Origin of the sequence: Sphingobium trunci (assembly GCF_022664535.1) — a bacterium.
Lineage (GTDB): Bacteria > Pseudomonadota > Alphaproteobacteria > Sphingomonadales > Sphingomonadaceae > Sphingobium.
Genome location: NZ_JAKUJY010000004.1, coordinates 131,265 through 157,301, shown reverse-complemented (window position 1 = coordinate 157,301; position 26,037 = coordinate 131,265). Strand labels below are relative to the sequence as shown.

Sequence of the window (26,037 nt, the reverse complement as noted above, 5' to 3'; positions counted from 1 at the left end):
AAAGGTAAGACGCTTCATGTCCCTGCCCAAGACCCTGGAAGGCCGGTTGTCGGTTCCGGTGATCGCTTCACCGCTGTTCATCATCTCGCAGCCCGAACTCGTCATCGCCCAGTGCAAGGCGGGAATCGTCGGTTCCTTCCCCTCGCTCAACGCGCGCCCCGCGCCGATGTTCGAGGATTGGCTGAAGCGGTTGCGCAGCGAACTGACCGACCAGGACGCGCCCTTCGCCGTCAACCTGATCGTGCACAAGACCAACGGGCGGCTGGAAGAGGATCTGGCGCTGTGCGTCAAATATCAGGTGCCGGTCGTCATTACCTCGCTCGGTGCGCGAACGGACGTGTTCGAGGCGGTGCACAGCTATGGCGGCGTCGTCTTCCATGACGTGATCGACAATGATTTCGCGAAGAAGGCGGTGGAGAAGGGCGCGGACGGGCTGGTCGCCGTGGCGGCGGGCGCGGGCGGCCATGCGGGCACGCTTTCTCCCTTTGCCCTGGTGCAGGAAATCCGCTCCTGGTTCGACGGGCCGCTGGCGCTGTCGGGCGCGATCGCCAACGGCAATTCGATCGCGGCGGCGCGCGCGCTGGGCGCGGACCTTGCCTATATCGGGTCGGCCTTCATCGCGACCGAGGAAGCCGTCGCCGTGCAGGAATATAAGGAGATGATCGCCGCCAGCAGCGCCAGCGATATCGTCTATTCCAACCTCTTCACCGGCGTGCACGGCAATTATCTGAAGCCCAGCATCACGGCGGCTGGTCTTGATCCCGCCAATCTGCCGGTGTCCGATGCGTCGCAGATGAGCTTTGCCGAAGTGTCGGACGGCAAGAAGGCCTGGCGCGACATCTGGGGGTCAGGCCAGGGCATCGGCGCGGTCAGGGAAGTGGTTCCCGCAGCGAAGCTGGTCGAGCGGCTTCGCACCGAATATGAAGCGGCGATGGATCGGTTGGCCCGTTCGCGCTGAGATGGTTGGAGGAGAGGGGCTGGATGTCCCTCTCCCCTTCGCATCTAATGCCCCTTGAAGTCGGGCTTGCGCTTTTCCAGGAACGCGGCGACGCCCTCATGATGATCGGCGGTGATGCCCGCGAGCCGCTGGTTGCGGCGCTCCATCGCCAGCGTCTGCGTCAGCGACATTTCCAGCGCGTCCGCGATCCCCTGCCGCATCATCGAGTAAGCGACGGTCGGGCCATCGGCCAGCTTGCGGGCGATGGCATAGGCGGTATCCATCAGCGCCGCGTCATCCACCACCTGCCAGATCATGCCCCATTCCGCCGCTGTCTCGGCGGGAATGCGCTCGCCCAGCATCATCATCGCGGTGGCGCGCGCCTTGCCGATCAGGCGCGGCAACAGCCAGGTCGCGCCGACATCGGGCACCAGCCCGATATTGACGAAGGGCTGGAGGAAATAGGCGGAACGGCCCGCGACGACGATGTCCCCCGCCAGCGCATAGCCGCAACCGCCGCCCGCCGCGCCGCCATTGACGGCGCAAACCACGGGCACCGGCAGGTAGCGCAGCCGTTCCGAGACGACATTATGCCCCTTTTCCAGGCCCGAGCCGACATCCTTGGGCCGCCCGCCCGTTTTGGGGTCTTTCGAGGCGAGGTCGGCGCCGGAGCAGAAGGCCCGCCCCTTGCCGGTCAGCACCAGCACGCGGGCCTTCCCCTCGTCGCGAACCCGGTCGAGCAGATCGACGAACAGGTCCAGCGATTCGGGCGACATGGCGTTGAGCTTGTCAGGACGGTTCATCGTCAGGGTGGCGATGCCGTCGGCATAATCGAGCAGGAGATGCGGTTCTTCCATCATGCGCCTTTCACTTTTGCGCGGGGAGCAGTTCGAGGGGGACTCGCCATGGCCCGCCCTTGTCCAGCGCGGCCAGATAGGCCGGCCGGGCGGTGATACGGTCGAGCCAGGCGGCCACCTGCGGATGGCCGGAAAGCAGACCGAATTCATTGGCCCAGAGCGCGACGAAACTCATATGGATGTCCGCCGCGCCGAAACCGGATGCAAGCAGATAATCGCGGCCGGTGATCCGCGCGTCGATCAACGCCATGGCGGTGGTGGCGAGTTCCTGGCCGTAGCCCGACACCATCGGATTGGGCGAGGCCGTGGTCAGCATCATCATGGTCAGGCCGGTCATCGCGGTGCCTTCCGCGAAATGCAGCCATTCGCAATATTCCGCCCAATCGGCGTCGGTCGAGCGCCGTCCCAGCCGTCCGCCGCCCAGCCGTTCGGCCAGCACCTCCATGATCGCGCCGGATTCGGCAATGACCTCGCCGTCGATCTCGATGATCGGGGAGCGGCCCAGCGGATGGACCTGCTTCAAGGCCTCAGGCGCGCGAAAGCTGGGGTCGCGTTCGTAGAGGACGAGTTCATAGGGCTGTTCCAGTTCCTCCAGCAGCCAGAGCAGCCGCGTGCTGCGCGAATATTGGAGATGATGAACGACGATCGTCATGGCTGGTCCCTCCCGCCCGGTCGCGACGGCCCGATCGCCGCGCGCATATTGCTTTCGTGCATGCGCCTTGCCATCAGCGTGGCGCGATGAACAGCATCTGGTGCGCGCGGGCGAACGGCCCGTCGCGATCCGCGATGATCATGTCCGACCGCCCCACGCCCCGTCCCGCGCTGCTGGTCGAGGCATCGGCCAGCATCCATTCCCCGACCGGCGGCCGCAGCAGATGCACCGAAATATCGAGATTCATATAGGTCCACTGATCGATGCTGACCTCCGACCCCAGCCCCCCGCCGAAATCGGCCAGGCTGGTGACGCGCAGTAGCGGAGAAAGGGGCGTGCCCGCCACATGTTCATGGTTGAACCGCACCCACAGCACCCCCGGCCCCGGCTCGCGCAGGCCGCCGCTCACCAGCCGCGTCTCCATCGTCCCGCCAAAGGCGCGCGCGTCCATGAAGGGCGAAGGTTCGACGCTTTCTGGCGGCGGATAGCTCTGCGTGTCGCCATAGACTGGGGATTCCGCCAGCCGCACCCGCAGCGCCGTCGCGCGGGCGACCGTGCGGCCCTCCACCAGCAATTGCGATTCCACCAGTTGCAGGCGCATGCCGTCGCGCACGATCCGCACCTGTCCCTCGGTCGGCGCATGGGGCGCGGCGCCCAATATGTCGATCGTCAGCCGCGTGGTCATCATCGGCGCGGGCGTGGGCACGTCCTCCATCAGGAAGGTGGCGAGCCCGCCCAGCGCCACGCCATTCTGCTTGCCTTTCTCCCACGGACTGCGCGCCAGATGCGTCGGTTCGTAAAGCCCGTCGCGCAGGACATAGAAATGCGGGATCGTCACGCCGCTGTCCCCCTGCTGTCCGGTACATCGTCAAAGGCGGCAAGCACCCGTTCCATCCGCTTCTCCACCATCCTGCGATGTTCGCCATGGGTGATGATCAAGGGCCTGTCCGCCCGGATCGCCGCCAGCACCGCGTCCCCCACCCGGCCCGCATCCATGCCCTCAACTGAGGGCGAGAGCGGTAGGTCGGGCGATCGGTCCGACCCCAGCGCGTGGCTGGTTTCGCCCAGCCTGGTCTTCACCAGCCCCGGACAGAGCACAGAAACGCCGACGCCGTCCGGCGCGAGTTCCGCGCGCAGCACTTCCGACAGGCCGACCACCGCGAATTTGGTGGCGGTATAGCCGCCAAGCCGCGGCATCGCCGTCAGCCCGGCCATGGACGCGGTGTTGACCACATGGCCCCGGCCCCGCGCCCGCATGCCCGGCACGAAACAATGGATGCCGTTGAACATGCCGGTCAGGTTGATCGCCACGATCCGGTCGAAGGATTCGGGCGTCGTTTCGTCCAGCCTGTAGCCGTCAGGCCCAATCCCGGCATTGTTGACCAATATGTCGACCGGGCCGAAGCGCGCCTCCGCCATGGCGCGCGCCGCGTCCCACGCATTCCGGTCGCGCACGTCCAGCGGGATGGCGATGGCGCCATCGCCCAGTTCCGCTGCCGCCGACCGGACCGTCGGCGCATCGATGTCGGCGAGCGCCACCCGCACACCGGCGCCCGCCAGCGAGCGCGCCACGGCCAGGCCGATGCCTCCCGCGCCGCCCGTCACCAGCGCCACGGCCTCCGATAGATCCAGCATCCTTCCCATCCGCTCCTTTCCCCGCTATGCCCGCGCGAATTGACTCTTGCAGTCGCCCACGGGGTAAGCCAGAGTTGGTTTACTAGGTCATATAGCGAAGGACGGCAATCGTGAGGACGAGGATCACCGATTTATTGGGCATCGAACATCCCATCGTACAGGGTGGCATGATGTGGGTGGGAACGGCCGAACTGGCCTCCGCCGTTTCCAATGCGGGGGGCCTCGGCATCATCACCGCCCTCACCCAGCCGACGCCCGATGCCCTGCGCGCGGAGATCGACCGCTGCCGGACGATGACGGACAAGCCCTTCGGCGTGAACCTCACCATCCTCCCGTCGATCAATCCGCCCCCCTATGCCGAATATCGCCAGGCGATCATCGACAGCGGCATCCAGATCGTCGAGACGGCGGGTTACAAGCCGCAGGAGCATGTCGACCATTTCAAGGAACATGGCATCAAGGTCGTGCACAAATGCACCGCCGTGCGCCATGCCCTGTCGGCCGAACGCATGGGCGTCGACGCGGTGTCGATCGACGGCTTCGAATGTGCGGGCCATCCGGGCGAGGAGGATATTCCCGGCCTGATCCTGATCCCCGCCGCCGCCGACAAGCTGAAGATCCCGATGCTGGCCTCGGGCGGCTTCGGCGACGGCCGTGGCCTCGTCGCCGCGCTGGCGCTGGGCGCGGACGGCATCAACATGGGCACTCGCTTCTGCGCCACCGTGGAGGCGCCGATCCACGAGAATTTCAAGGCTGCGATGGTCGCCAATGACGAACGCGCGACCGACATCATCTTCCGCACCTATCGCAACAGCGCGCGCGTGGCCCGCAACGCCATCACCGCGCAGGTGCTGGAAAACGAGGCAGCGGGCAAGCCGTTCGAGGAGATCGCGCATCTGGTGAAGGGCGCGCGCGGACGCGAGGGGCTGGAAAATGGCGATCTGGACCATGGCGTCTGGACGGTCGGCATGGTGCAGGGCCTCATCAACGACGTTCCAACCTGCAAGCAACTGATCGACCGCATCATGGGCGAGGCCGAAAGCATCATCGCGGAGCGCCTTGCCGCCTTCACCACCCGCGAACCGGTCGCGGCCTGAGACGGAGCCAATCGATGATCGCGATCCCCGCCCTTGACCTGACGGGGCGCGTCGCCCTGCTGACCGGCGCATCCTCCGGCATCGGCGCGCGCTGGGCACGCCTGCTGGCCGCGGCGGGCGCCAGCGTCGTTCTCTGCGCGCGCCGCGCCGACGCGCTGCAGAATCTGGTCGACGAGATCTCGGCCGCCGGGGGCAAGGCGATCGCCGTCGCCACCGATGTCGCCAGCGAGGCGTCGATCATCGCTGCCTATGACGCGGCGGAGGCGGCCTTCGGCACGGTCGACACGATCATCGCCAATGCCGGGGTGAGCGGCGACACCCCCGCGCTCAAGCAGAGCGCCGAGGAGATGGACCAGACCATCGGCATCAACCTGCGCGGTGTCATGCTGACCGCACGGGAAGGCGCGCGGCGGCTGATCGCGAGCGGCAGCCCGGACCATGAACGGGGCCGCATCGTCATCACCTGCTCCATCACCGCTTTCGACGTCAATCCCGGCCTGGCCATCTACAGCGCGACCAAGGCGGGGGTGATGCAGTTGGGCAAGGTGCTGGCGCGCGAATGGATCCGCAAGGGGATCAACGTCAACATGATCTGCCCCGGCTGGATTCGCACCGAGATCAACGAAGAATGGTTCGATACCGAGGCCGGGCAGCGCCAGATCGAGGGGTTCAACCGGCGCAGGCTGTCGCTGGACAGCGATCTGGATGTGCCGCTGCTCTGGCTCTGTTCCGACCTGTCGCGCGGGGTGACGGGATCGTCGGTCGTCATCGATGACGGGCAGACGCTCTGATGCCGAAACCCGATGCCGCCCTGCTGGACCGCAGCCGCTATCTCTTCAGCCACGAGACGACGACGCGCTTCGCCGATCTGGACAACAACAACCATATCAACAATGTCGCCACCGCGATCTTCTTCGAGGATATGCGGGTGCGGTTCGACACGTCGATCGGCATGCAGGGCATCTTCCGGGGTAACGGCCTCAGACCGATGATCGTATCGCTGAACATCGAATTCATGGCCGAAGCCTTCTACCCCCGTCCCGTGACCGGCTATATGGGGACGACGGCGATCGGCCGTTCGAGCTGGGAGGTCGCCAGCATCCTGACGCAAGGCGACACAGTCTACGCCTATATGCGCGCCATCATGGTCTGCGGCGGCAAGGAGGGTGGGTCCGCGCCCCTGCCCGACGACGTGCGCCAGGCGCTGGAATCGGTGCGGCTGACCGAACCGGCATAGGCGCTGGAGGTCAGCCGTCCTCCGGCTTGGCGCGCTCCAGCCGCGACCGGCGCATCACTTCGTCCCCGACGCTGGCGAGATCGCTGGTCGAACCGTCCCGGTAGCCCTTTTCCCGCCGGAAGGCGAAATGCGCGGCCCGCGCCTGAGCGATGGGCATCGTGCCGGTCACTGCCCAGTCGTCCCGCATGTCCGCCACCATGCCCCGGTTGTAACTTGCGATAGTCCGGGCCAGCTCTGTCGCGAAGGGCAGCAATTGTTCATGGGGCACAAGATGATTGGCGAGGCCGATCCGCAGGGCGGTGGCCGCGTCCATGAAATTGCCGGTCAGCGACATCTCGCGCGCCCGCGCCATGCCGATGCGGCGTGGCAGATCGACCAGGACCGGGCCGGGAAACACCTTCACCCGAAGATGCGTGTCCGCGAACATCGCCCTTTCCGAGGCAACGATGAAATCGCAGGCCAGCGCGATCTCGAACCCGCCCGTCACCGCCGGGCCGTTGACCGCCGCGATGATGGGCACGCGCGACTCCGTCAGTGCGTGATAATAGGAGGAGAAGGACTGGCCCTCCGCAATCCCCAGATCGCGCAGGTCAAGGCCCGCGCAGAAAGCCGGGTCGGTCCCGGTCAGGACGATGCAGCCGCTGTCCTGCGCGCTTTCGATGGCGGACACCAGCGCGGCCGATAGCGCCCCGTTGATGGCGTTGTGCGCCCGCGGCCGATTGAGCGTGATGCGCGCGACGCCATCCCGACGCTCGATCAGGACCGGCATGTCCCCGGCCACGGGCGCGGCCACCGTCAGGCCGCCAGCGCCGCGCTGGTGTGGACGGTGGGTGCTATGCCGAAGAGCCGGGCGGCATTGAGGCCGAGGATATCCTGCCGCGCGCGGTCGCTGACATCCAGTCCCTGGAAAAGCTGATCGACGAGCTTGCGGCTGATCGGGAAAGTGCCTTCCGCATGGGGATAGTCCGAACCCCACATCACATTCCTGGCGCCCGGCAGCCCGGCATTGGCCGCGACGATGCAGGCGCGGTCATGCTGGAAGCTGGCCCAGACCTGGTCGTCGATGATCTGGCTGGGGCGGCGGGACAATTTGGGCCGTACGAAATTGGCATGCGCCTCTTCCACCTCGTCCATCCGCTCGGCCAGCGCGACCAGCCAGCTCGCGCCGCTCTCGATGAAGGCGACCCGGGCGCCGGGATTGCGGTCCAGCACGCCGCCCGACACGAGGTACATGGCGGAGATCTGCGCGTCCGACATCTGGTTGGTGTAGTTTATGATCGCAGCACCAGGCCCACGCTCGATCACCACCGTTTCCAGCCCGGTGCCCGTGTGCAGCACGAAGACGATCCCCTTTTCCGACGCGCGGGCAAAGACCGGGTCCCATTTCTCGTCATTATATCGGGGAAGGCCGGCCGGCGTCACGGCCGGCAGCATCGCGGCGGTAAAGCCCTTCGCCGCCAGATAGTCGATCTCCGCCAGCGTGTTCGAGAAATCGAGCACCGGCAACATGCCGCAGCGCACGAACCGGTCCGGATGGCCCGACAGGAAGCCGTTATTCCAGTCATTGTAAAGCCGGGCCGAGGCGGCCTCCGCCTCCGGGCTGTCGAGGCAGTAGAGCCACAGGCCGAGGCTGGGGAAGCAGATTTCCGCATCGATCCCCTCCAGCTCCATATCCTCCAGCCGTCCCGGAATCTCGCGGATGCCCTTGCGCTCGCTGTCGCCCAGGGCCTTTTCGCGATGCTGCCCGACACGCAGGCGGTGGATGACCTTGTCCTGCGTACCGGTGATCAGGAACTCGCCATCCTTGCGGCTGTGGATCGCATGGCGCTTCAGGCTGGCGGGCAGGCCGTCGAGAAAGATGGTCGACGGCTCCATGACATGGCTGTCCGCGCTGAAAATGAAGGGTTTCACGGCACTTCTCCTCGAATCGCTTGCATTCTTGATAAAAAGATATCTAAATAAGGATGTTTCGACAAGAGAGGCCAGGATATTGGCGAATATATCCCGTAAAAAGATATCTTTTGAGGATGAGGCGGGGAGCGAGCGCGGAACCCTGGTGGTGCGCACCGCGGACCGGCTGATCGACCTCAGCCTCTCCAGCAACGACGGTGCCTTCCTGGGCGGCGAGGACGATCTGCTGCGGCAGCTGGAGGTCAGCCGGCCGACGCTGCGCCAGGCGGCGAAGATTGCCGAAAATGATCGGCTGCTCAGTGTCAGACGGGGACCGCGCGGCGGATTCTACGCCGCGAGGCCCGACATGGGCGACGCCATTCGCGCCATGGCGCGCCATCTGCGCTTCATGGGCACATCGTTGCGCGACACGCTGGTCGTCAGCCGGATCCTGTCGCAGGAGGCGGCGGGCGCGGCGGCGCTCTGCACCGATCCCGTTCAGCGCGAGACGCTTGCGCGGCTGTCGGCAGGGCTTGCCGATTGCGACACGGCCCGCGCGATGATCCGACAGGAGCATCAGGTCGCGATGCAGATCGCGGAAATGAGCGGCAATCCTCTGGTCAAGCTGGTGATTGCGATCGGCTATTCCTTTGGCGTCGAGGAACAGGGGCCAAAAATCCATGAAAGCGCGGAGCAGCGCGCGCAGAATTGCGCCCTGCTGCAGCAGATCTGCGATGCGATACTGGATGGCGACGGCGAAATCGCGCGGCTGTTGACCCGGCGGCGATCCGAGAAAATCTGGCAGTGGCTGGGCATGACGGCGGAGGCCGGCCCGGCGATATCATAAACGGCTTATTGGGAGAGGACAGACAGTGGCTTGGGCACACCAGGACAAGACAGCCATCGTCGGCGTCGGCGCGACGGACTATTATGTCCGTGGCAAGAGCTGGCCCCGCACGATCAACGACATGGCCGGAGAGGCCATCATGAATGCCTGCGCGGACGCGGGCATATCGGTCAAGGATATTGACGGCTTCGCTTATTATTCGACGGCGGGCGCGGGCTATGTCGACAAGTTCGATACCGCCCTGCTCATGGAAACGCTGGGCATGCCGCATGTCTCCTTTTCCGCGACGCTGACATCGGGCGGCGGCGGCAGCGTCGGGGCGATCGGTCTCGCCACGGCGGGGCTGATGAACGAGGATTGCAAATATGCGGTCACCGTCATGTCGCTGCAGCAACTGCCGCAGCACCGGCTGGGCAAGGTGTTCGGCGCGGCGGCGCCCAATCCGGAAAACAGCTTCCTCCAGCCTTCGGGACTGGTGGGACCGGGCCATCTGATGGCCATTCTCGCCCGGCGGCACATGCATCTTTACGGCACGACGCAGGACGCGTTCGGCGAAATCGTGATGGCGACCCGCGCCAACACCCACAACCGGCCCAAGGCGGTGCGCAAGGCGCCGCTTTCCAAGGAAGAATATGAAGCGTCGGTGATGCTGGCCGATCCGCTGCGTCGCCTGGACTTTTGCCTGGAGACGGACGGCGCGGTCGCGGTCATCACCACGACGATGGACCGGGCCAAGGACTGCCGCCACAAGCCTGCCGTCGTCCACGCCTGCGCCCATGGCGGCCAGCGCGAATGGGGCCGCGCCTTCGGCTGGATGGGCATGCCCGATCCCTATTTCGCCAGTGCCGGCCACAAATTCGTCGCCGATCGCGTCTGGGCGCAATCGGGCCTGAAGGCGAAGGACATGGACGTCGCCCTCCTCTACGATCATTTCAGCCCGATGGTGCTGATGCAGCTGGAGGAATATGGCTTCTGCGAGAAGGGCGAGGGCAATGACTATGTGCTCGCCGGGAAGGTGCGCTATGACGCCGCGACGCGCGGCGGGGTGAATGGCGGCACGCCGGTCAACACCCATGGCGGCAATCTCAACGAAGCCTATATCATCGGCATGACCCATGTGGTCGAGGCGGTCGAGCAGGTGCGCGGCACCGCGATCAACCAGGTGGCCGATTGCGAGTTCGCGCTCGCGTCCGGCGGTCCCGCCGCCCTCCCCACCTCCAGCCTGATCCTGAGGAGCGCCTGATGAGCAGCAAGACAGCCTATGGCCCGGCGCGCGTGCTGCCGGGCGAACAGATCCGCATCTCCACCAATCCCGATACCGAACCCTATTGGGACGCGGCGAAGGAGCACCGCCTGACCGCCTGCCAGTGCGCCGATTGCGGCCGTTTCCGCATGCCGCCCTCCGCCTATTGCCCGGAATGTTCGAGCAAGGCGAAGAACTGGCCGACGCTGCCGGGCACGGGCACCGTGTTCAGCTATGTCGTGTGCAACAAGAATCCCGCCAATGGCGAGGATTACATCTATGTGCCCGCGGTTATCGATCTGGACGGCGCGCCCGGCGCCCGGGTCAATGCCAACATCACCGGCTGCGATGCGGAGGATGTGCATATCGGCATGAAGGTGACGGTCGAATGGACGCCCATCCAGGACGGCTGGGTGCTGCCCAATTTCCGCAAGGCGTGAGGGCGGTCCGCACATGCTGAACGACCTCAGGATCGTCGAGATCGGTGAAGGGATGGCCGTGCAGGTCGCCGGGCTGATGCTGGGCGAACTGGGCGCGGATATCTTGAAGATCGAGCGGCCGGGCGGCGATCCGGCGCGGGGAGGTGCCACCTTCGCCAACTGGAACCGCGGCAAGCGCAGCCTGCCGCTCGACCTCGCGGCATCGGCGGGCCGCGCCGAACTGGACCGAAGGCTGGCGGGCGCGGACGTGCTGCTGCACCAGTTCACGCCCGCCCGCGCGGCGGCGCTGGGGCTGGACGATGCGTCGCTGACGGCGCGTTTCCCGCGCCTTGTCGTCTGCGGCATCACCGGCTCGCCGCGCGGCCATCCCGATGTCGAACGGTCGGACGACGAACTGCTGGTCGCGGCCCGGCTGGGGGTGTTCTACGAAAATGACGGGCATCGCCCCGGCCCGATCGTCTGGCGCTATCGCGCTGGCGGATGGGGGGCCGCGCATCTGGCGGCCGCGGGGATCATCGCGCGGCTGATCGCACGGCTTCAGTCCGGCAAGGGCGGAGCGGCGCACAGCTCCATCCTCCAGGGCTTTCTGGTCAACATGCCCATGGTCTGGGGACGCAATTCCGAAGGGCCGATGCCCAACCCGCCGACCCATCCGACGGCGGCGCGCCCCACCGCGGTGCAACTCTATCAGTGCCGCGATGGCGACTGGTTGCAGATCATGGATCCCGGCCAGCAGTTCGACCTCGCCCTGCTCCCTTCCATGGGCGAGGTGATGGGCGAAGGCGTCGACATCGATACGCCCGAAGGCAAGGCCGAGGCCTTTTTGCGGCGGCCGCTCGACACCTGGCTCGCCGAACTGCGCGCCTGCGACATCGCCGTGGAGCCGGCCTGGCCGATGGGCGAAGTGCTGCGCCATCCCGAAGCGGCGGTGAACGGCTATGTCATCGCCGTGGACGATCCCGATCTCGGGCCGACCCTGCAGCCCAACACGCCCTTCCATGCCGACGTGCCGCTGGCGCAGGGACGCCCGGCACCCCGCCTTGGCGAGGGAGGGGAAAGACCATGGGCGGATCGCGCCGAACCGGCGGACGGCATCGGCGCGCCCACGGAGGTACTGGCGGGCGTGCGGGTGCTCGATTTCGGCATGTTCCTCGCAGGGCCGATGGGGCCTTCGCTGATGGGCGACATGGGCGCCGACGTCATCAAGGTCGAGGCGCTGACCGGCGACCGCATCCGTTTCATGCACCGCTATTATCAGGCGGCCAGCCGATCCAAGCGTTCGCTGGCGATCGACCTGACCCGGCCCGAGGCGCGGCCGATCCTGGAACGGCTGGTCGGCTGGGCGGATATCATCCACCATAATATGCGGATGAAGGGCGCGGCGAAGCTGGGCCTGAGCGAACAGAATATCCGCCGCATCAATCCCGACGCGAGCTTCAACCATATCAGCGCCTATGGGCAGAAGGGCGAGCGCGGCGACTGGCCGGGCTATGACTCGATCTTCAATGCCCTCGCCGGATGGGAATTCGAAAATGCGGGCGAGGGCAACCGCCCGATCTTCTGCCGCCCCGGCACGATGGACATCGGCACGGCGCTGACCTGTCTGGTCGAAATGATGGCGTCGCTCCATGCACAGCGCGCCCATGGCAAAGCGGTATCGACGCACGGCTCGCTGCTGGGCATGGCAGCCTTTACCCAGGGCGAGACACTGGTCCTGCCTGACGGCAGCATGGCCCCGACCTGGCACCTCACCAGCGACCAGACCGGCTTTTCGCCATTTCACCGCATCTTCCAGTGCGGCGACGGCAACTGGATCGCGGTCGCCGCCCACCAGGAGGAGGAACGCGCCGCGCTCCGGTCGGTGCTGGGCGAGGATGAAACCGCCTTTGCCGATGCCGCGCGCCTTCATGCCGCGCCCGGCCTGCTCGCAGCGCTCGAGGATGCGGGCGTACCCTGCGACGCGGTCGTTTTCGAGGATGCGATGAACCGCTTTTTCGACGATCCGGTCAATCGGCGGCTGGGACTCGTCTCGGAACTGGAACAACCGCTCTATGGCATGGTCGAGCAACCAGGCCTTTTCTGGGACTTTGGCGACACGCCCTTGCATTTGCGGCGATGCTGCCCCGACCTTGGCCAGCATAGCGACGAGATCCTGCTGGGCATAGGATATTCGGCGGAGGACATCGCCGCCTTTCGTCATCAGAAACTGATCGTCTGATCGGGCGCAACTATCGAAGATGGATAAACATATTTTAAAACCAACCAGTTGGTGAAAGTTGAAAATAACCCCTGCTGGCCGTTGACAATCAGGACGAAGCCATCATAACCTTCCCCGATAACTAAGTGTTCTTTCTTCTGAAATGGAAGGAAGGTTGGGGAGGAAAATGTCATGAAACATGCGTGGTTATCACGGCGCTTTGTCGCGCCCGCTGTCGCCCGAGCCTCGATCCTTGCACTGGCCGCATCGCTCACGGCCCCGGCACTGGCCCAGAACAAACTGGCCCAGAACAACCAGCCACCGGCTGACACGCAAGATGCGAACACCCTGGCCGACATCATCGTCCAGGCGCGCAAGGTCAGCGAGAATCTGCAGAATGTTCCCGTCGCAGTCACCGTTCTGTCGGGCGAAGACCTGACCCAGCGTTCGGTGCAACGGGTGCAGGATATCGCCCGCTTCACGCCGGGCATGTCGATCCGTCCCGCGTCACCGACGCCCAGCGCCCTGTCGATCACCTTGCGCGGCCAGGTCCAGACGGACATTCTGGCAACACTCGACCCTTCTGTCGGTACCTATGTGGACGGCGTTTACTGGGCACGTGCCTATGGTCTCAACGGCGACTTCCTCGACATTGAGTCGCTTCAGGTATTGAAGGGACCGCAGGGCACGCTGTTCGGGCGCAACACTACGGGCGGCGCCATCATCATCAATTCCAACAATCCCGTCATGGACGAATTCAGCGGCCGGATGTCGCTGACCTACGGCCGCTTCAACGAATTCCAGGCGACGGGCGTCCTCAACATTCCGATCGTGAAGGACAAGATCGCGCTGCGTCTGGCCGGCCAGCGCCTCAGCCGCGACGGTTACACGACCAATTCGGTTCCGGCCAGCGCCGTATCGGCTGTCGCGGCCAACAACGCAGCGGTGGCGCAGGCACCGTTCACCGGCAGCCCCAACGGCGTCAAGTTCGACAATCGGGATCGCTGGAACTTCCGCGGCAAGCTGGACCTCATGCCGACGGAAAATCTGACGCTGCGCTTCTCCGGCGAATATTTCCGGATGAACGAAGTCCAGCCGTCGCGCCAGATGGTGCTGGCGACCACGCCCTATACCGCGACCAACGGCACCTATTCGCTGGGCGGCACCAGCGCCATTTATGCGGGCGTCCTCAACGGCGGTCCGGCACCCACCTCCGCGGCCAATGCGGGCGCGGACATCGGCATCGGCCTGCCGCTGCTCAATGCACAGATCGCCCAGCTTGCCGCCAATCCGGGAATGGCCTCGATGAATGAGGTTCCCTATGTCTATGCGAAGACGCAGACTTTCGGCTTCACGGGCATATTGGATACCAGCTTTGGCCAGATCCAGCTCATCACCGGCTATCGCAAGGTGCGCAGCTATGCGGGCTTCGACCTCGATGGTTCGCAATATCCGATTCACTTCACCGAAGGTCAGCAGGATCTGAAGCAATATTCGGGCGAACTTCAGATTACGGGAACCGCCCTGAACGACAGTGTGGACTTCGCCGCCGGCATGTTCGCTTTCCATGAAAAGGGCTATGACCAGTCGATTTCCATCGTGGCGCCGCTCATCAATCCAGTGACGTCGCAATTCTATGGTCTGATCAACAATGACAGCATCGGCATGTATGGCCAGGCGACCTGGCACATCACCGACAAATTCTCCTTCACCGGCGGGCTGCGCTATTCGGTGGACGACAAGGGCCTGGACAGCCGCAACAACAATTACAACCGCAGCACTGGCCTGACCGCCTGCTCGCTGTTCCCGGCTCCGGCCCTGAATATCGGCGAAGTGGTCGGCCCCGTGCAGTGCAGCGTCAGGCGGCGTGCCAGTTTCGACGGCTGGTCCTATACGGCCGGTTTCGATTACAAGCCGGTGGACGGGGTGCTGCTCTATCTGAAGACGGCAAAGGGTTTCCGGTCGGGCGGACAGAATCTGCGCGCACCGACGGCGGCTTTCCTTATCCCGTTCCAACCTGAAATCGCCTATTCCTATGAAGCGGGGTTCAAGGGAGAGTTTCTCAACCGCCGCGTGCGTCTCAACGCCGCCCTGTACCAGACCGACGTGAACAATATCCAGCGGTCGACCATCGTCGCCAATCCCAGCGGCGCGGGCGCTTCGGCAACCATTCTCGGCAATGCGGGCAAGGCGCGCTTCCGGGGCGGGGAAGTGGAACTTCAGGCCCTGTTGTTCGACGGCTTCACCGTGTCGCTCAACGGTGCCCATGTCGATCCCAAATATATCCGTTACGCCGACCTTGGCGGCGACCGTTCCTTCGAGCGGTTCGAAAGCGTGGCGAAGTGGCAGTTCGGCGTCGCGGGCGATTATAATCGCGATATCGGCAGCGCGAAGCTGAAGCTGCACGCCGATTATGCCTGGACCGGCAAGACGCCGACCAGTTCCTACAATTGGGTCGGCAATCCCGGCGGCGCCGTGAATACCCAGAATGACGCGGTCATCGCCGCCACCACGCGCAAGGCGCAGGGTATATTGGGCGCCCGCGCCGCCGTCAGCTTCATGGACGACCAATATGAACTGGCCGTGTTCGGGCGCAACCTGACCAACAATCGCGACTATGTGAACAGCCTGCTGGTCGCGCCGGTCGGCTATGTCTCGACCACCCGGTTCGAACCCAGAACCTATGGCGTGACCGCTACCGCCAAGTTCTGAACCTGTTTCAGGGGAGGAAGCGGGTGGCGCATCCATTGCGCCGCCCGCTTTTTTGCAGCAGGGTCGACCGGAAAATCATCGCGAGCGAGGGACAGGATTTGCAACCCCAGGACGGAACGGAGCAATGGCTGCAACGGAATTGGGCCGACAGGCCGGAGATGTTCCGGCTCGATGTCGAAGGCGCTGAAATCGCCTGCCACGGCTGGAACCTGCAGGCACGCGATCTGCCCGGCGTCATCCTGGTCCATGGCTTTCGCGCGCATGTACATTGGTGGGATCATATCGCCCCCGCGCTGGCTGACCGATATCGGGTCGCTGCCTTCTCCTTTTCCGGCATGGGAGACAGCGACCGCCGTCCGACCTATTCCCGCAGCCAATATGCGCGGGAAATATTGGGGCTGGCCGCCGCGCTCGACTTCGATCCGGCCATCGTCGTCGCCCACAGCTTCGGCGCGATACCCAGCCTGATCGCCGCCCGATCCGCTCCGGACAGGATCAGCCGGGTCATCGTGATCGACAGCGCCATTCCGGCTTCCGATGACGAGGGGCGCCAGATCCCGACCCCGCCACCGCGCTTCTACCCCGATGAGGAAAACGCCGTCTCGCGTTTCCGCCTCATTCCGCCGGGCGAATGGCCACACCCTTCCGTCCTTGCTCATATCGCGCAGCATTCCGTTGGGCGGACGGCGGAGGGATGGACATGGAAGTTCGATCCCGATGCCGCCGCATCGCTCAATGAGGAAAACTACCGCGGCGCCATGTTCGACATACCGGTTCCGGTGGACATGATCCGCGGCGAACATAGCGAAATCATGACGCCTCCCCGCGTCGCCGCGCTGCGGGAGATGGCGCCATCGCTGGGGCGGGAGATCATCATTCCCGCAAGCCATCACCATATCCTCATCGAACAGCCGGCCAGCCTGTGCGCGGCGCTCAATGCCCTGCTCGCCAACGATCGCATGTTACAAATTTAACGATCTGTTCCATATTTTGACCCGCATCAAAGAGGTCGTACGGCATCGATCCTAGACATGGCCATCAACATATCTGGTCAAGGAGAGGATCGGACAGATGGCAGAGAGAGTTTCAGGCACTTCGACCCTTGCGGAGGTGGAACGCCCCGCGTCCACCCGGCTGACGATCGTCAGCCGCGACGGCACCGCCCATGATGTGGAGGCGGCCAATGGCGAGAGCGTGATGCTCGCCATCCGCAATCACGGCATCGACGAACTGCTGGCGCTCTGCGGCGGCAGTTGTTCCTGCTCGACCTGCCACGTCATTCTCGACAGCGACGGCATGGCGCGCGTGGGACAGCCGGAAGGCGATGAAGCCGATCTGCTGGATGGTTCGCTGCATCGCAGCCCGAACAGCCGCCTGTCCTGCCAGATCCAGGTGACGCCGGAACTGGCAGGGCTGCGCTTCACCATCGCTCCGGAAGACTGAAAGGACCGATCCATGGCAACCGCTCCTGCGATTCCGCTGGCCGCCGCCCCTATGGTGCCCGCCCATGTCCCGGCGCATCTGGTGGGCTCCTTCGACATCCACAATGCGCCCGAAATGGCGCAAGATCCCTTCGCCTTCGTCTCCCGCCTCCATGCCGGGCCGGACATTTTCTGGTCGACCGACACGATGCGCGACGGCACGGGCGACGGATGCTGGGTCGTCACGCGCGGCGAATTGATGCGCGAGATATTGGGCGATCCTTCCCGCTTCTCATCCAAGGGTGAGGCGGGTTTTTCCAAGCTGATCGGCGAGGATTGGGACATGATCCCGCTCGAAATCGACCCGCCGATGCACACCGCCTTTCGCGAGATATTGAACCCCATCCTCTATCCCCGCGTCGTCGCCCGGATGACGGAGGGCGTGGTCCAGCGGGCCAACGACCTGATCGACCAGTTCGCGGACAAGGATGGCTGCGAATTCATGTCGTCCTTCGGCACGCCCTTCCCCATTTCCATCTTCATGCAGTTGATGGGTCTGCCGCAGGAATGGATGAGCGTCTTCCTGGTCTGGGAAGAAGACCTGCTGCGCGGCGCGACCCCTGCCCGCCGCGTGGCCGCCGCCAAGGCGATCCGGCTCTATCTCGACACGCTGGCCGATGAACGGCGCGCCAATCCGAAGGACGATCTGGCCAGCCTGGTGGTGACGTCGAAGATCGACGGCCGCCTGTGGACCGACAAGGAAGTGATCGGCGCGCTCTACCTGTTCTTCGTGGGTGGTCTGGACACGGTTGCGTCCTCGCTCGGCTGGTTCTTCGACTTTCTGGCCCGCAATCCCGAAAAGCAGCAATGGCTGCGCGACAATCCGCAGGAAATCCCCCATGCTGTCGAGGAACTGGTGCGCCGCTTCTCGGTCGTCACGTCACGGCGGCGCTGCACCCGCGATCTCGATTTCCATGGTGTTCAGATGAAGCAGGGCGACTGGATTTCGCTGACCTATTCGGCGGGCAGCCTGGACCCCAGCGCATTCGACAATCCGCTGGAGGTGGATTTCCACCGCAAGGGCGTGCGCCATTTCGGCTTTTCCTTCGGCCCGCATTTCTGCATCGGCACGCATCTGGCCCGGCGGGAAATGGCGGTTGCGCTGCGGCTATGGCTGTCCCGCATTCCGCCCTTCCGGATCAGGGAAGGATCGCAGGTCGCCCGGCACGGCGGTGGAGTGTTCGGCATCTCCCATCTGGAACTGGCCTGGGATTGAAGCGGGTTCAGCCCCAGCGGGCGGCGGGCATCAGCCCGCCGTCGATGCGCAGGTCAGTGCCGGTGATGGATGCAGCCAGATCGGACAGCAGGAATTCGGCCGCGTTGGCAATGCCCATGGGCGATCCGATGCCGAGCGGCGTGATCTCCGCCACGGATCGCGCGGCGGCATTGCCTTCCACTTCCGCGATACCCATCGGCGTGCGGGTCACGCCGGGCGAGATGGTGACGATGCGCCGCCCCGCCCGGCCCCATCGGGCGGCGCGGCGTTCCGCCATGCGGATCACCGCTGCCTTGCTATAGGCATAGGCTGGCGAGGATGCGCCGAAGGGATCGTCCGCCCGCGCCAGCCCGGCCAGCAGCGGCCCGGCCCGCTCCACCACATCCGCCTGCAACGGCGCGTCGAGCAGGGCATCCAGTTCCGGCCGCGGGTTGGCGAGCCCGCCATGCCCGGCGATCGACGAAATGAGCACGGCGTTGAACGGCTCCCGCTCATCCGCTTCCAGCGCATCCAGCAGTTCGGCGGTCGCGACGATATTGGTGCGCAGGATGCGATCCCACCCTGCCTGCACCGGCGAAAGACCGGCAGTATGCACGACCGCCCGCACAGGCCCGGCGGCCCGCGCCGCCTCTACAGCCGCCGCCGCGACGCCCGGCTGGGCATAATCGCCCGCATGGCGCGCGACCACGGCATGGCCTAGTCGCTCCAGCGAATCCGCCAGCGCATCGACCCGATCCATGGCGATATCGCTCAAGGCCAGCCGGTAATGGCGACCCAGCACCTGCGCGCAGGCCTGTCCCATGCCGCCGCATGCTCCGGTTATCAGCGCGATCCCCTGTTGCATCGTCCCTCTCCTATTTTATCGGCCGGGGCATGCCCGGTTCACGCCATGGGATCAGTGAAGCGCGGCGTGCGCTTTTCCCGATGGGCGGCCAGTGTTTCATGATGATTGGCCGAGGCCAGAAGCGCATCCTGTTCGACCGATTCGGCTTGCAGGATCGTGGCCGTGTCCGCATCGGCGGGCAGATTGAGCAGCCGCTTGGCCGCACGCAGGGCATCGGGGCTGTTGCGCAGCATCTGCCTTGCCACGGCGAAGGCTTCGGCCAGGGGATCGTCAGCCAGCCGGGTCGCGGCGCCTAGTTGTACCGCTTCGGCGCCCCGGAACTCGCGGGCGGTGAAGGCGATTTCGCGCGCATGATCCTCCCGCACCAGGCCCCGCATCAGCGCGATCCCGGCAACGTCGGGAGCGAGGCCCCAGCGCGCTTCCATCAGCGAAAGCCGCGTATCGGGCGCGACGATGCGCACATCCGCGCCCAGCATGATCTGGAAGCCAGCGCCGAAGGCGAAGCCGTGCACCGCCGCGATCACCGGCTGCGGCAGGGTGCGCCAGCCCCATGCGCATTGCTGCGACAGGTTGGCGATGCCATGGGTGCGCGGCGACAGCCGTTCCAGGCGCGGGTCACGCCCCAACCGCCCCAGATCGACGCCAGAGCAGAAGGCCCGCCCCTCCCCCGACAGCACGACGGCGCGGATCGTGGGGTCCGCGCCGATCCGCGCGATCATCGCGGCGATGGCCTCATATTGCTCGACGTCGAGGGCGTTCAGCCGGTCGGGACGGTTGAAGCGGACATCCGCTAGGCCGTCCTCGACCGAAATGGTGACCCTCTCGCCCATGCCGCCCTCAGATCGAGCGGCTGACGACCAGCTTCATGATCTCGTTCGTGCCGCCATAGATGCGCAGCACGCGCGCGTCGCGCCACAGGCGGGTGGCCATATATTCGTTCATGAAGCCCGCGCCGCCATGCAACTGGACCGACATGTCGGTGATGCGGTTGGTCATGTCGCTGTGCCACTGCTTGGCGGCCGAAGCCTCCGCCGTGGTCAGTTCGCCCGCCAGATGGCGCTTGATCGCCCAGTCGAGATGCGCCCAGCCGACCTGAAGCTGGCTCTTCATGTCGGCCAGCGTGAACTTGGTATTCTGGAATTCGAACACCGGCTGGCCGAACGCCACGCGTTCCTTGGTGAACTTCACCGCCTCGTCGAAGGCGCGCTGGGCGATGCCCATGGATTCGACGCAGATCGACAGGCGCTCCTGCGGCAGCTGGTTCATCAGATAGATGAAGCCCTTGCCTTCCTCGCCCAGGCAGTTGGTGATGGGGACGCGCACATCCTCGAAGAAGAGTTCGGACGTGTCCGCCGAATGCTTGCCCGCCTTGTCGAGATTGCGGCCGCGCTTGAAGCCCGGCGTGTCGGCATCGACCAGGATCAGCGAGGTGCCCTTGGCACCCAGTGTCGGATCGGTCTTGGCGACGACGATGATGAGGTCGCAATTCTGGCCGTTGGTGATGTAGGTCTTCGACCCGTTGATGACATAATGGTTGCCGTCGCGGCGGGCGGTGGTCCTGACGCCCTGCAGGTCGGAACCGGTGCCCGGCTCGGTCATGGCGATGGCGGTGATGCACTCGCCGGTCACCATCTTGGGCAGATATTTGAGCTTCTGCTCCTCCGAGCCATAGGCTTCGATATATTCGGCGACGATGTCGTTCTGGAGGACGATGCCCGCCGACGATCCGGCATAGGACAGTTCCTCGTTCACCACCGCATTGAACCCGAAGTCGAGGCCGAGGCCGCCATATTCCGGCTTCACCGTCGGGCAGAGCATGCCCGCTTCGCCGCAGGCCAGCCAGAAATCGCGGCTGACGATGCCCTCTTCCTCGAACTTGTCGAGATTGGGAATCAGTTCCTTGGCATATACCTGCCGTACCGTGTCGCGGAACATGTTATGCTCCTCGGTGAAGGCGGTGCGGATGGACAGGTCGAGCATCGGATTCTCCAGATCGAAATGGGGATGAAGGCCTATTGACCCTTATAGACGGGTGCGCGCTTTTCAACGAAAGCCGTCGTCGCCTCTACATGGTCGTCGGTATGGAGCAACATCACCTGCTGCCGGTCCTCTAGCGCCACGGCGGCGTCGAAGCTGGGCGCATCGATGTTAATGTTGAGCACCTTCTTGGTAAGCGCAAGGCCATAGGGCGCATTCGCGGTCATTTCCGCCGCCAGGGCCAGGCCCGCGTCGAGCAGTTCCTCCTCGGGCACGATGCTGCTGAGCAGTCCTACCTGCAAGGCGCGGTCGGCATGGATGAACCGACCGGTCAGCAGCAGCTCGGCCGCCACGCTGGTGCCCACAAGCCGGGGCAGCAGATAGGAGGAACCGATGTCGGCGCCCCCCAGGCCGATCTTGATATAGGCGGCATTCATGCGCAGCGACGGCGCGCCGATCCGCACGTCCGCGCCCATCAGCAGCGAAAAGCCGCCACCGCAGGCCGCGCCATGGCCCAAAGCGATGAAGGGTTGGGACGCGTTCCGCATCGCGCGGATGATCTCGACCAGTTCGAGCTGGACGCGCCAGGCGCGCTGGAACTTGGTCTCCGCGGTCGGCGTGCGATGTTCCTTGATGTCCAGCCCCGCGCAGAAGGCACGGCCCGCGCCGCGGAGCAGCACGACCCGGACTTGCGGCCGCTTCCTGAGGCCGTGAACATAGGCCGTCAGCTCCGCGACCAGAGCTTCGGAGAGGGCATTGAGCGAATCCGGCCGGTTCAAGGTGACGATTTCCACCCCGTCCCGCGCCTCAACAATGATATTGTCCTGATCGGCCACTGCCCTCTCCTTCATCTCATTTGGTCGGCCGAGGGCTTATCTGCCCTTCTTGCCGCTCAGTTCCCAGTGACGCGCCATCATCGTGGCGGCTTCCAGCGCCAGTTCGCGCGGAACCTCCGGATACATGGCCATGCCGTTCTTGCCCGGCAGGGCGATGGTCGCGGTGGCGCGCACCGTCTCGTCGCCACGCTGGTTAATGAACTGAACCTTCACGTCAACGAGGTTCTGACCATTTTCCTCACGCTTGCCGGTCACTTCACCGGTGACGAACTGGGTGTCGCCCATATAGTTGAACTTGCGGATTTCGTCGTGAAGATGGACGATGATACCGTTATCACCGGCCCAGTCATTCAGGTAATGCCAGAGATAGGATTCACGCATTACCCCATAATCATAGGCCATCGGATTGCCGATCGCCTGCGCCCAGAGCGGATCCCAGTGCAGGCGCTGCGCCACGTCGGGAACGCCCTGTTCGTTCTTGACGTAGAAGGGCGCGATGCGCTTGCGGTTCTTGTGCGCCAGGCGGCCGACGGTCGGCGCATAGGGCACGAAGCCATAGCCGCCTGCATGATAGCAGATGACGTCGGTCACGGTCAGCGGCCCCTTGGCCATCTTGCCCAGCGAGTCGCCGACCTTCACATCGTCGAAATAGCGGGTCTCGGCGCCCTGGACATGTTCGGCGGCGTAGACGTCGTCGATCGCGGCCATATCCTCATCAGTGTAGGTCGCCGGTTCGATCGCGCTATACTTGCCCTTCTTCGCGGCGGTCTTGCGCTCGGTCAGGACACGCAGGATGCGGTAGACGGCGACAACCTCGCCGCGCTGGTTGATCTTCACGTCCTTGCGCACGTTGATGACGGAACGGCCGGAAAATTCCGACTGCTTGACCTCGCAGGTCTCCTCGCCATTGTAGCTGTAGATGGTGTCGCCAGCGAAGACCGGGCGATACCAGTCCCATTTCGAACCCGAGACGAAGACGTGGACGCCACGGAACAGCGACTTCTTGAGCGCCTTGATATGGTCGGGCGTCGGATCGCCCAGCATGGGCGAGTTGATCTGGCCGACCATCGTGCCCGGCGCGATCACGCCGCCCCAGCGTGTGGTGCGGGCATAATCGGGATCGCAGAACAGCGGATTGTCGTCGCCGGTGCCGTGCGCGAAGTTACGGATATTGTCGGTCGTCGCGGTCTGGATATATTCGCGCGTTTTGGACGGCTCCATGAAGCCCAGCAGCTTGCGCTGGCGCTCGATATCCTCGTCCGTGATCGAATAATTGACCGCCTTCTGCCACTCCTCGCTTTCGAGCAGGGACTTCTTGGCATCCTTAGCGTCAGTCGCCATGACTTGTTCCTCCTAAAATTCGTTCAGGCTTCGTCAGCCATCATGTCCGCAAACAGTTCGCGCACCTGCGGCAGTGCGGGTTTCATCGACGGGGTGCGGGGCACCTCGTCCAGGATCAGAAACTTGACCGGCACCTGATAAGGCATCAAATGCTCCTTGCCGAACGCCGTCAACTCCTCCGCTGAAGGTGCGGCTGCACCGGATTTCAGCATGATGGCCATGACCGGAACGGCGCCCAGACGGCGGTCCTTGATGCCGACCGTCACCGCTTCGCGAATGGCCGGATGCTGTTCATAGGTCTTGTTGACGTCGTCGGGATGCACCTTGAACCCGCCGCGGATGATGGCGAGGTCGGCGCGGCCCCGGATGAATAGGAAACCGTCCTCGTCGATCTCGGCCCGGTCGGTGGTGCGCAGCCATTCGCCGCCATTGCTGAACTGCGCGGCGCGCATTTCCAGCACGCCTTCCTGACCGGCCGGCAGGATCTCGCCCGTCTCCTGATCGACCACGCGCCCTTCGACGCCGGGCTGGAAACGGCCGACCGAACCGTGCTTGTCCTTCCAATATTGGCGGAAATCCTTCAATTCCCAACCCGCCACGGCGCCGGAAAATTCGGTCGCGCCATAATTTTGGAGAACCGGAATATCGTAGCGCTCCAGAAATTCATTGGCGATTTCCGGGTCCAGCGGCGCGGCGCCGGTGCGCACGGCGACCAGGCTGGACAAATCCTCCTTGGGGATGTTCGCGTCGAGGATCATGCGCAGCGCGGCGGGCACGGCGCCGGCCACCTTCGGGCGATGCCGCCGCACGGCGTCATGCCAGGTCGCGACCGAGAATTTCTCCAGCATGCAGCCCTTGCGCCCACCCGCGATGCAGGTGAGACCCGCCCAGAGGCCGCCAATATGGGTCATCGGGTTGGACAGGATCATCACGCCCGACCGCAGCTTCGCCGGATCGTCGGGATTGCGGCCCTTCTCATAGGACAGGGCGCCCACGAAGCTCTTGTCGAAGGCGGTGCGCTTGAGCGGAATGCGCTTGGGCGCGCCGGTCGTACCGCTGGTGAGCATTTCGATGATGACGCCCGGTTCTTCCAGCCGCACGTCGGGACCCGGCTTGTCGAAGCCATCCAGGATATGGGCGCCGGCGAGCTGTCCTTCGAGCGCGATGACCGCGCTTCCCGCCTTGCGCAGTGCGTCGAGCACGCCGGGACGGTCGAGGTCGCCCTGCTCGGCGATCACCACTGGCAGACGCAATCCCTCTATATCCTTGACCAGCCGCTCATCGGGCAGCAGCGGGTTGATCGACACCATGCAGGCTTCGGTCGAAACCGCGGTCAATATGGCGGCGAAGGGGGAAGGCCGGTTGCGCACCATGACGCCCACCCGGCTGTCGCGGCCGAGGTTCAGCTTTGCCAGCGCGGCGCGCAAGTCCGCAATGGTGTCGGCCAACTGACCCCAATTGTACCATTTGCCGCCATGTTCGATCACGTCCGATTCGCGATCGATCTGCAGCACTCCGTTCAACAGGTCGGAAAACACCGACATCGGCAAGCCTCCAGCAGGACATGCCGCCATTGGGGCGGCAGGCAATGATGTATAACTAGGTAATAGATGATAAGCGACCCGGAACGCAAGCCGGATCGCGTATCTTTTGCCGTCAGCCCGCGAAGCGGGGCGCCGTGGTCGCGTCCGCCGTCACCAGCACGACGCCGTCCGCATTGGCCACCTGCAATGTCTGGCTGCTGCCGCTTCCCTCGCCGGTGCAGGTGAGCCGGTCGCCCGGATAGGCGCTGGAGCGGTAACGGGCCGACAATTTCGTCAGCCTTTCGTCCTCCGGCGCCCGCAGCGTGGCAAGCTGGGCCAGATAGCTGGCGACCAGCCAGCCCGGCAGGATCGGTAGCTTCAGCCCCTCGCGCTGCGCATAGGGGGCGTCCCAGTGGATGCGGTGCACCGCCCAGATCGAGGCGCAGAACATGAACAGGGTGATCATGTCCGGATTCTTGACCATGACATCGCCCGACAATTCCGTGGCGCCCGCGCCCGCCATCGCGGCGGGCGTCGCCGTTTCGCCCTGATAGGGCGGCAGGGGCGGCGGCGGCGCGCGCAGGATCAGCGTGTTGCCATAGCGTTCGACCACCTCGCCATCGGGGGTGGCGAGCGTCGCTTCCTTCTCGACGAAGACCATATTGCCGGTCTTGCCCTGCTTTTCGGTGATCGACGTGGTGGTGAAGGTTTCGATCAGTTCCTCGCCGGGATGGGTCGGACGGATCAGTTCCCAGCTCTGCCCCGCCAGCATCGTCTGGAGATGGCCGAGCCCCGGAGGCGCCACGCTTTCATATTGGCCGTCGCCCAGCAGCCCGTCGCGGAAAGGATGCGGGCGCGTGACCGCGGCATTGAACAGCGGCGGGGAGATGACGTCGCGATATCCGGCCGCCCGGGCCGCCGCCACATCGGTATAGAGCGGATTGGTGTCGTCCACCCCCACGGCGAAGCGCCGGAAATGGTCGGCGGTGATGACGCCGCGGCGGGGCACCGTCTTCTCGCCCACGGTCGCCATGATTTCGGGCGTCAGATAGGATTCGCTCATCAGGCCTCCTTG

General features: G+C 64.8%; 25 protein-coding genes. 12 read left to right on the top strand and 13 right to left on the bottom strand.

The genetic code is table 11. The features are described 5' to 3' along the window. The first annotated feature begins 16 nt into the window (after positions 1–16). Positions 17–958, top strand: coding sequence for an NAD(P)H-dependent flavin oxidoreductase (locus tag MJ601_RS05480; RefSeq protein WP_242124117.1), 942 nt, complete (start codon positions 17–19; stop codon positions 956–958). Positions 959–1,002: 44 nt separating this feature from the next. Here the strand turns inward: MJ601_RS05480 and MJ601_RS05475 are convergent, their stop codons facing one another. From MJ601_RS05475 to MJ601_RS05460, 4 genes are all read right to left on the bottom strand, one after another. Next, positions 1,003–1,797, bottom strand: a complete 795-nt coding sequence (locus MJ601_RS05475; protein ID WP_348635559.1) for an enoyl-CoA hydratase-related protein — start codon at positions 1,795–1,797, stop codon at positions 1,003–1,005. Between the two features lie 7 nt (positions 1,798–1,804). Further along, the gene (locus tag MJ601_RS05470; RefSeq protein ID WP_242124115.1) at positions 1,805–2,446 is read right to left on the bottom strand and encodes a glutathione S-transferase family protein; all 642 of its coding nucleotides are present in this window, start codon (positions 2,444–2,446) and stop codon (positions 1,805–1,807) included. A gap of 73 nt (positions 2,447–2,519) precedes the next feature. Then, positions 2,520–3,284 carry a thioesterase family protein gene (locus tag MJ601_RS05465; RefSeq protein ID WP_242124114.1) on the bottom strand — a complete coding sequence of 255 codons (765 nt, stop codon included), beginning with the start codon at positions 3,282–3,284 and terminating at the stop codon, positions 2,520–2,522. Continuing rightward, positions 3,281–4,081 carry an SDR family oxidoreductase gene (locus MJ601_RS05460; protein ID WP_242124112.1) on the bottom strand — a complete coding sequence of 267 codons (801 nt, stop codon included), beginning with the start codon at positions 4,079–4,081 and terminating at the stop codon, positions 3,281–3,283. Before MJ601_RS05460 ends, MJ601_RS05465 begins: the two co-directional genes overlap by 4 nt. A gap of 167 nt (positions 4,082–4,248) precedes the next feature. Between MJ601_RS05460 and MJ601_RS05455 the strand changes: the two genes are divergently transcribed. The 3 genes from MJ601_RS05455 to MJ601_RS05445 are packed head-to-tail and all read left to right on the top strand — an operon-like array spanning position 4,249 to position 6,415. Beyond that, the gene (locus tag MJ601_RS05455) at positions 4,249–5,178 is read left to right on the top strand and encodes an NAD(P)H-dependent flavin oxidoreductase (RefSeq protein WP_242124301.1); all 930 of its coding nucleotides are present in this window, start codon (positions 4,249–4,251) and stop codon (positions 5,176–5,178) included. 14 nt (positions 5,179–5,192) lie between these two features. Continuing rightward, on the top strand, positions 5,193–5,969 hold the full coding sequence (locus MJ601_RS05450; protein WP_242124110.1) for an SDR family NAD(P)-dependent oxidoreductase: 777 nt from the start codon (positions 5,193–5,195) through the stop codon (positions 5,967–5,969). Further along, a complete protein-coding gene (locus tag MJ601_RS05445; RefSeq protein WP_242124108.1) occupies positions 5,969–6,415 on the top strand; it encodes an acyl-CoA thioesterase in 447 nt (148 codons plus the stop codon). Before MJ601_RS05450 ends, MJ601_RS05445 begins: the two co-directional genes overlap by 1 nt. Before the next feature lie 10 nt (positions 6,416–6,425). Here the strand turns inward: MJ601_RS05445 and MJ601_RS05440 are convergent, their stop codons facing one another. Both MJ601_RS05440 and MJ601_RS05435 read right to left on the bottom strand, forming a co-directional pair. Further along, the gene (locus tag MJ601_RS05440; RefSeq protein WP_242124106.1) at positions 6,426–7,208 is read right to left on the bottom strand and encodes an enoyl-CoA hydratase-related protein; all 783 of its coding nucleotides are present in this window, start codon (positions 7,206–7,208) and stop codon (positions 6,426–6,428) included. A 2-nt stretch (positions 7,209–7,210) separates the two neighbouring features. Beyond that, on the bottom strand, positions 7,211–8,326 hold the full coding sequence (locus MJ601_RS05435) for an amidohydrolase family protein (RefSeq protein ID WP_242124104.1): 1,116 nt from the start codon (positions 8,324–8,326) through the stop codon (positions 7,211–7,213). Positions 8,327–8,471: 145 nt separating this feature from the next. On the opposite strand from MJ601_RS05435, the gene MJ601_RS05430 reads away from it, so the two are divergent. The 8 genes from MJ601_RS05430 to MJ601_RS05395 all read left to right on the top strand — a co-directional run bounded on the left by MJ601_RS05430 (position 8,472) and on the right by MJ601_RS05395 (position 18,441). Next, positions 8,472–9,152 carry a FadR/GntR family transcriptional regulator gene (locus MJ601_RS05430; protein WP_242124102.1) on the top strand — a complete coding sequence of 227 codons (681 nt, stop codon included), beginning with the start codon at positions 8,472–8,474 and terminating at the stop codon, positions 9,150–9,152. Between the two features lie 25 nt (positions 9,153–9,177). Continuing rightward, the gene (locus MJ601_RS05425) at positions 9,178–10,395 is read left to right on the top strand and encodes a thiolase C-terminal domain-containing protein (protein WP_242124100.1); all 1,218 of its coding nucleotides are present in this window, start codon (positions 9,178–9,180) and stop codon (positions 10,393–10,395) included. Continuing rightward, positions 10,395–10,835, top strand: a complete 441-nt coding sequence (locus MJ601_RS05420; protein ID WP_242124098.1) for a Zn-ribbon domain-containing OB-fold protein — start codon at positions 10,395–10,397, stop codon at positions 10,833–10,835. Before MJ601_RS05425 ends, MJ601_RS05420 begins: the two co-directional genes overlap by 1 nt. A gap of 13 nt (positions 10,836–10,848) precedes the next feature. After that, positions 10,849–13,053: a CoA transferase gene (locus MJ601_RS05415; protein WP_242124096.1), complete on the top strand. Its 2,205-nt coding sequence runs from the start codon at positions 10,849–10,851 to the stop codon at positions 13,051–13,053. Between the two features lie 171 nt (positions 13,054–13,224). Then, positions 13,225–15,744: a TonB-dependent receptor gene (locus MJ601_RS05410; protein WP_242124094.1), complete on the top strand. Its 2,520-nt coding sequence runs from the start codon at positions 13,225–13,227 to the stop codon at positions 15,742–15,744. A 98-nt stretch (positions 15,745–15,842) separates the two neighbouring features. After that, positions 15,843–16,718 (top strand): alpha/beta fold hydrolase, encoded by an 876-nt coding sequence (locus MJ601_RS05405; RefSeq protein WP_242124092.1) that lies wholly within the window; start codon positions 15,843–15,845, stop codon positions 16,716–16,718. Positions 16,719–16,815: 97 nt separating this feature from the next. Then, positions 16,816–17,187, top strand: coding sequence for a 2Fe-2S iron-sulfur cluster-binding protein (locus MJ601_RS05400; RefSeq protein ID WP_242124089.1), 372 nt, complete (start codon positions 16,816–16,818; stop codon positions 17,185–17,187). Between the two features lie 12 nt (positions 17,188–17,199). Continuing rightward, a complete protein-coding gene (locus MJ601_RS05395) occupies positions 17,200–18,441 on the top strand; it encodes a cytochrome P450 (protein ID WP_242124087.1) in 1,242 nt (413 codons plus the stop codon). A 7-nt stretch (positions 18,442–18,448) separates the two neighbouring features. Here MJ601_RS05395 and MJ601_RS05390 read toward each other — a convergent pair whose 3' ends face one another. The 7 genes from MJ601_RS05390 to MJ601_RS05360 form a co-directional block, all read right to left on the bottom strand. After that, a complete protein-coding gene (locus MJ601_RS05390) occupies positions 18,449–19,285 on the bottom strand; it encodes an SDR family oxidoreductase (RefSeq protein WP_242124085.1) in 837 nt (278 codons plus the stop codon). Between the two features lie 38 nt (positions 19,286–19,323). After that, on the bottom strand, positions 19,324–20,115 hold the full coding sequence (locus tag MJ601_RS05385; protein ID WP_242124083.1) for a crotonase/enoyl-CoA hydratase family protein: 792 nt from the start codon (positions 20,113–20,115) through the stop codon (positions 19,324–19,326). A 7-nt stretch (positions 20,116–20,122) separates the two neighbouring features. Then, the gene (locus MJ601_RS05380) at positions 20,123–21,265 is read right to left on the bottom strand and encodes an acyl-CoA dehydrogenase family protein (RefSeq protein WP_242124081.1); all 1,143 of its coding nucleotides are present in this window, start codon (positions 21,263–21,265) and stop codon (positions 20,123–20,125) included. A 32-nt stretch (positions 21,266–21,297) separates the two neighbouring features. Next, positions 21,298–22,098: an enoyl-CoA hydratase/isomerase family protein gene (locus MJ601_RS05375; protein ID WP_242124079.1), complete on the bottom strand. Its 801-nt coding sequence runs from the start codon at positions 22,096–22,098 to the stop codon at positions 21,298–21,300. A gap of 36 nt (positions 22,099–22,134) precedes the next feature. Further along, positions 22,135–23,439, bottom strand: a complete 1,305-nt coding sequence (locus tag MJ601_RS05370; RefSeq protein WP_242124077.1) for an FAS1-like dehydratase domain-containing protein — start codon at positions 23,437–23,439, stop codon at positions 22,135–22,137. A 23-nt stretch (positions 23,440–23,462) separates the two neighbouring features. Then, the gene (locus tag MJ601_RS05365; RefSeq protein WP_242124075.1) at positions 23,463–24,983 is read right to left on the bottom strand and encodes a class I adenylate-forming enzyme family protein; all 1,521 of its coding nucleotides are present in this window, start codon (positions 24,981–24,983) and stop codon (positions 23,463–23,465) included. Between the two features lie 112 nt (positions 24,984–25,095). After that, positions 25,096–26,025, bottom strand: a complete 930-nt coding sequence (locus MJ601_RS05360) for an FAS1-like dehydratase domain-containing protein (RefSeq protein ID WP_242124073.1) — start codon at positions 26,023–26,025, stop codon at positions 25,096–25,098. Positions 26,026–26,037 lie beyond the last annotated feature (12 nt).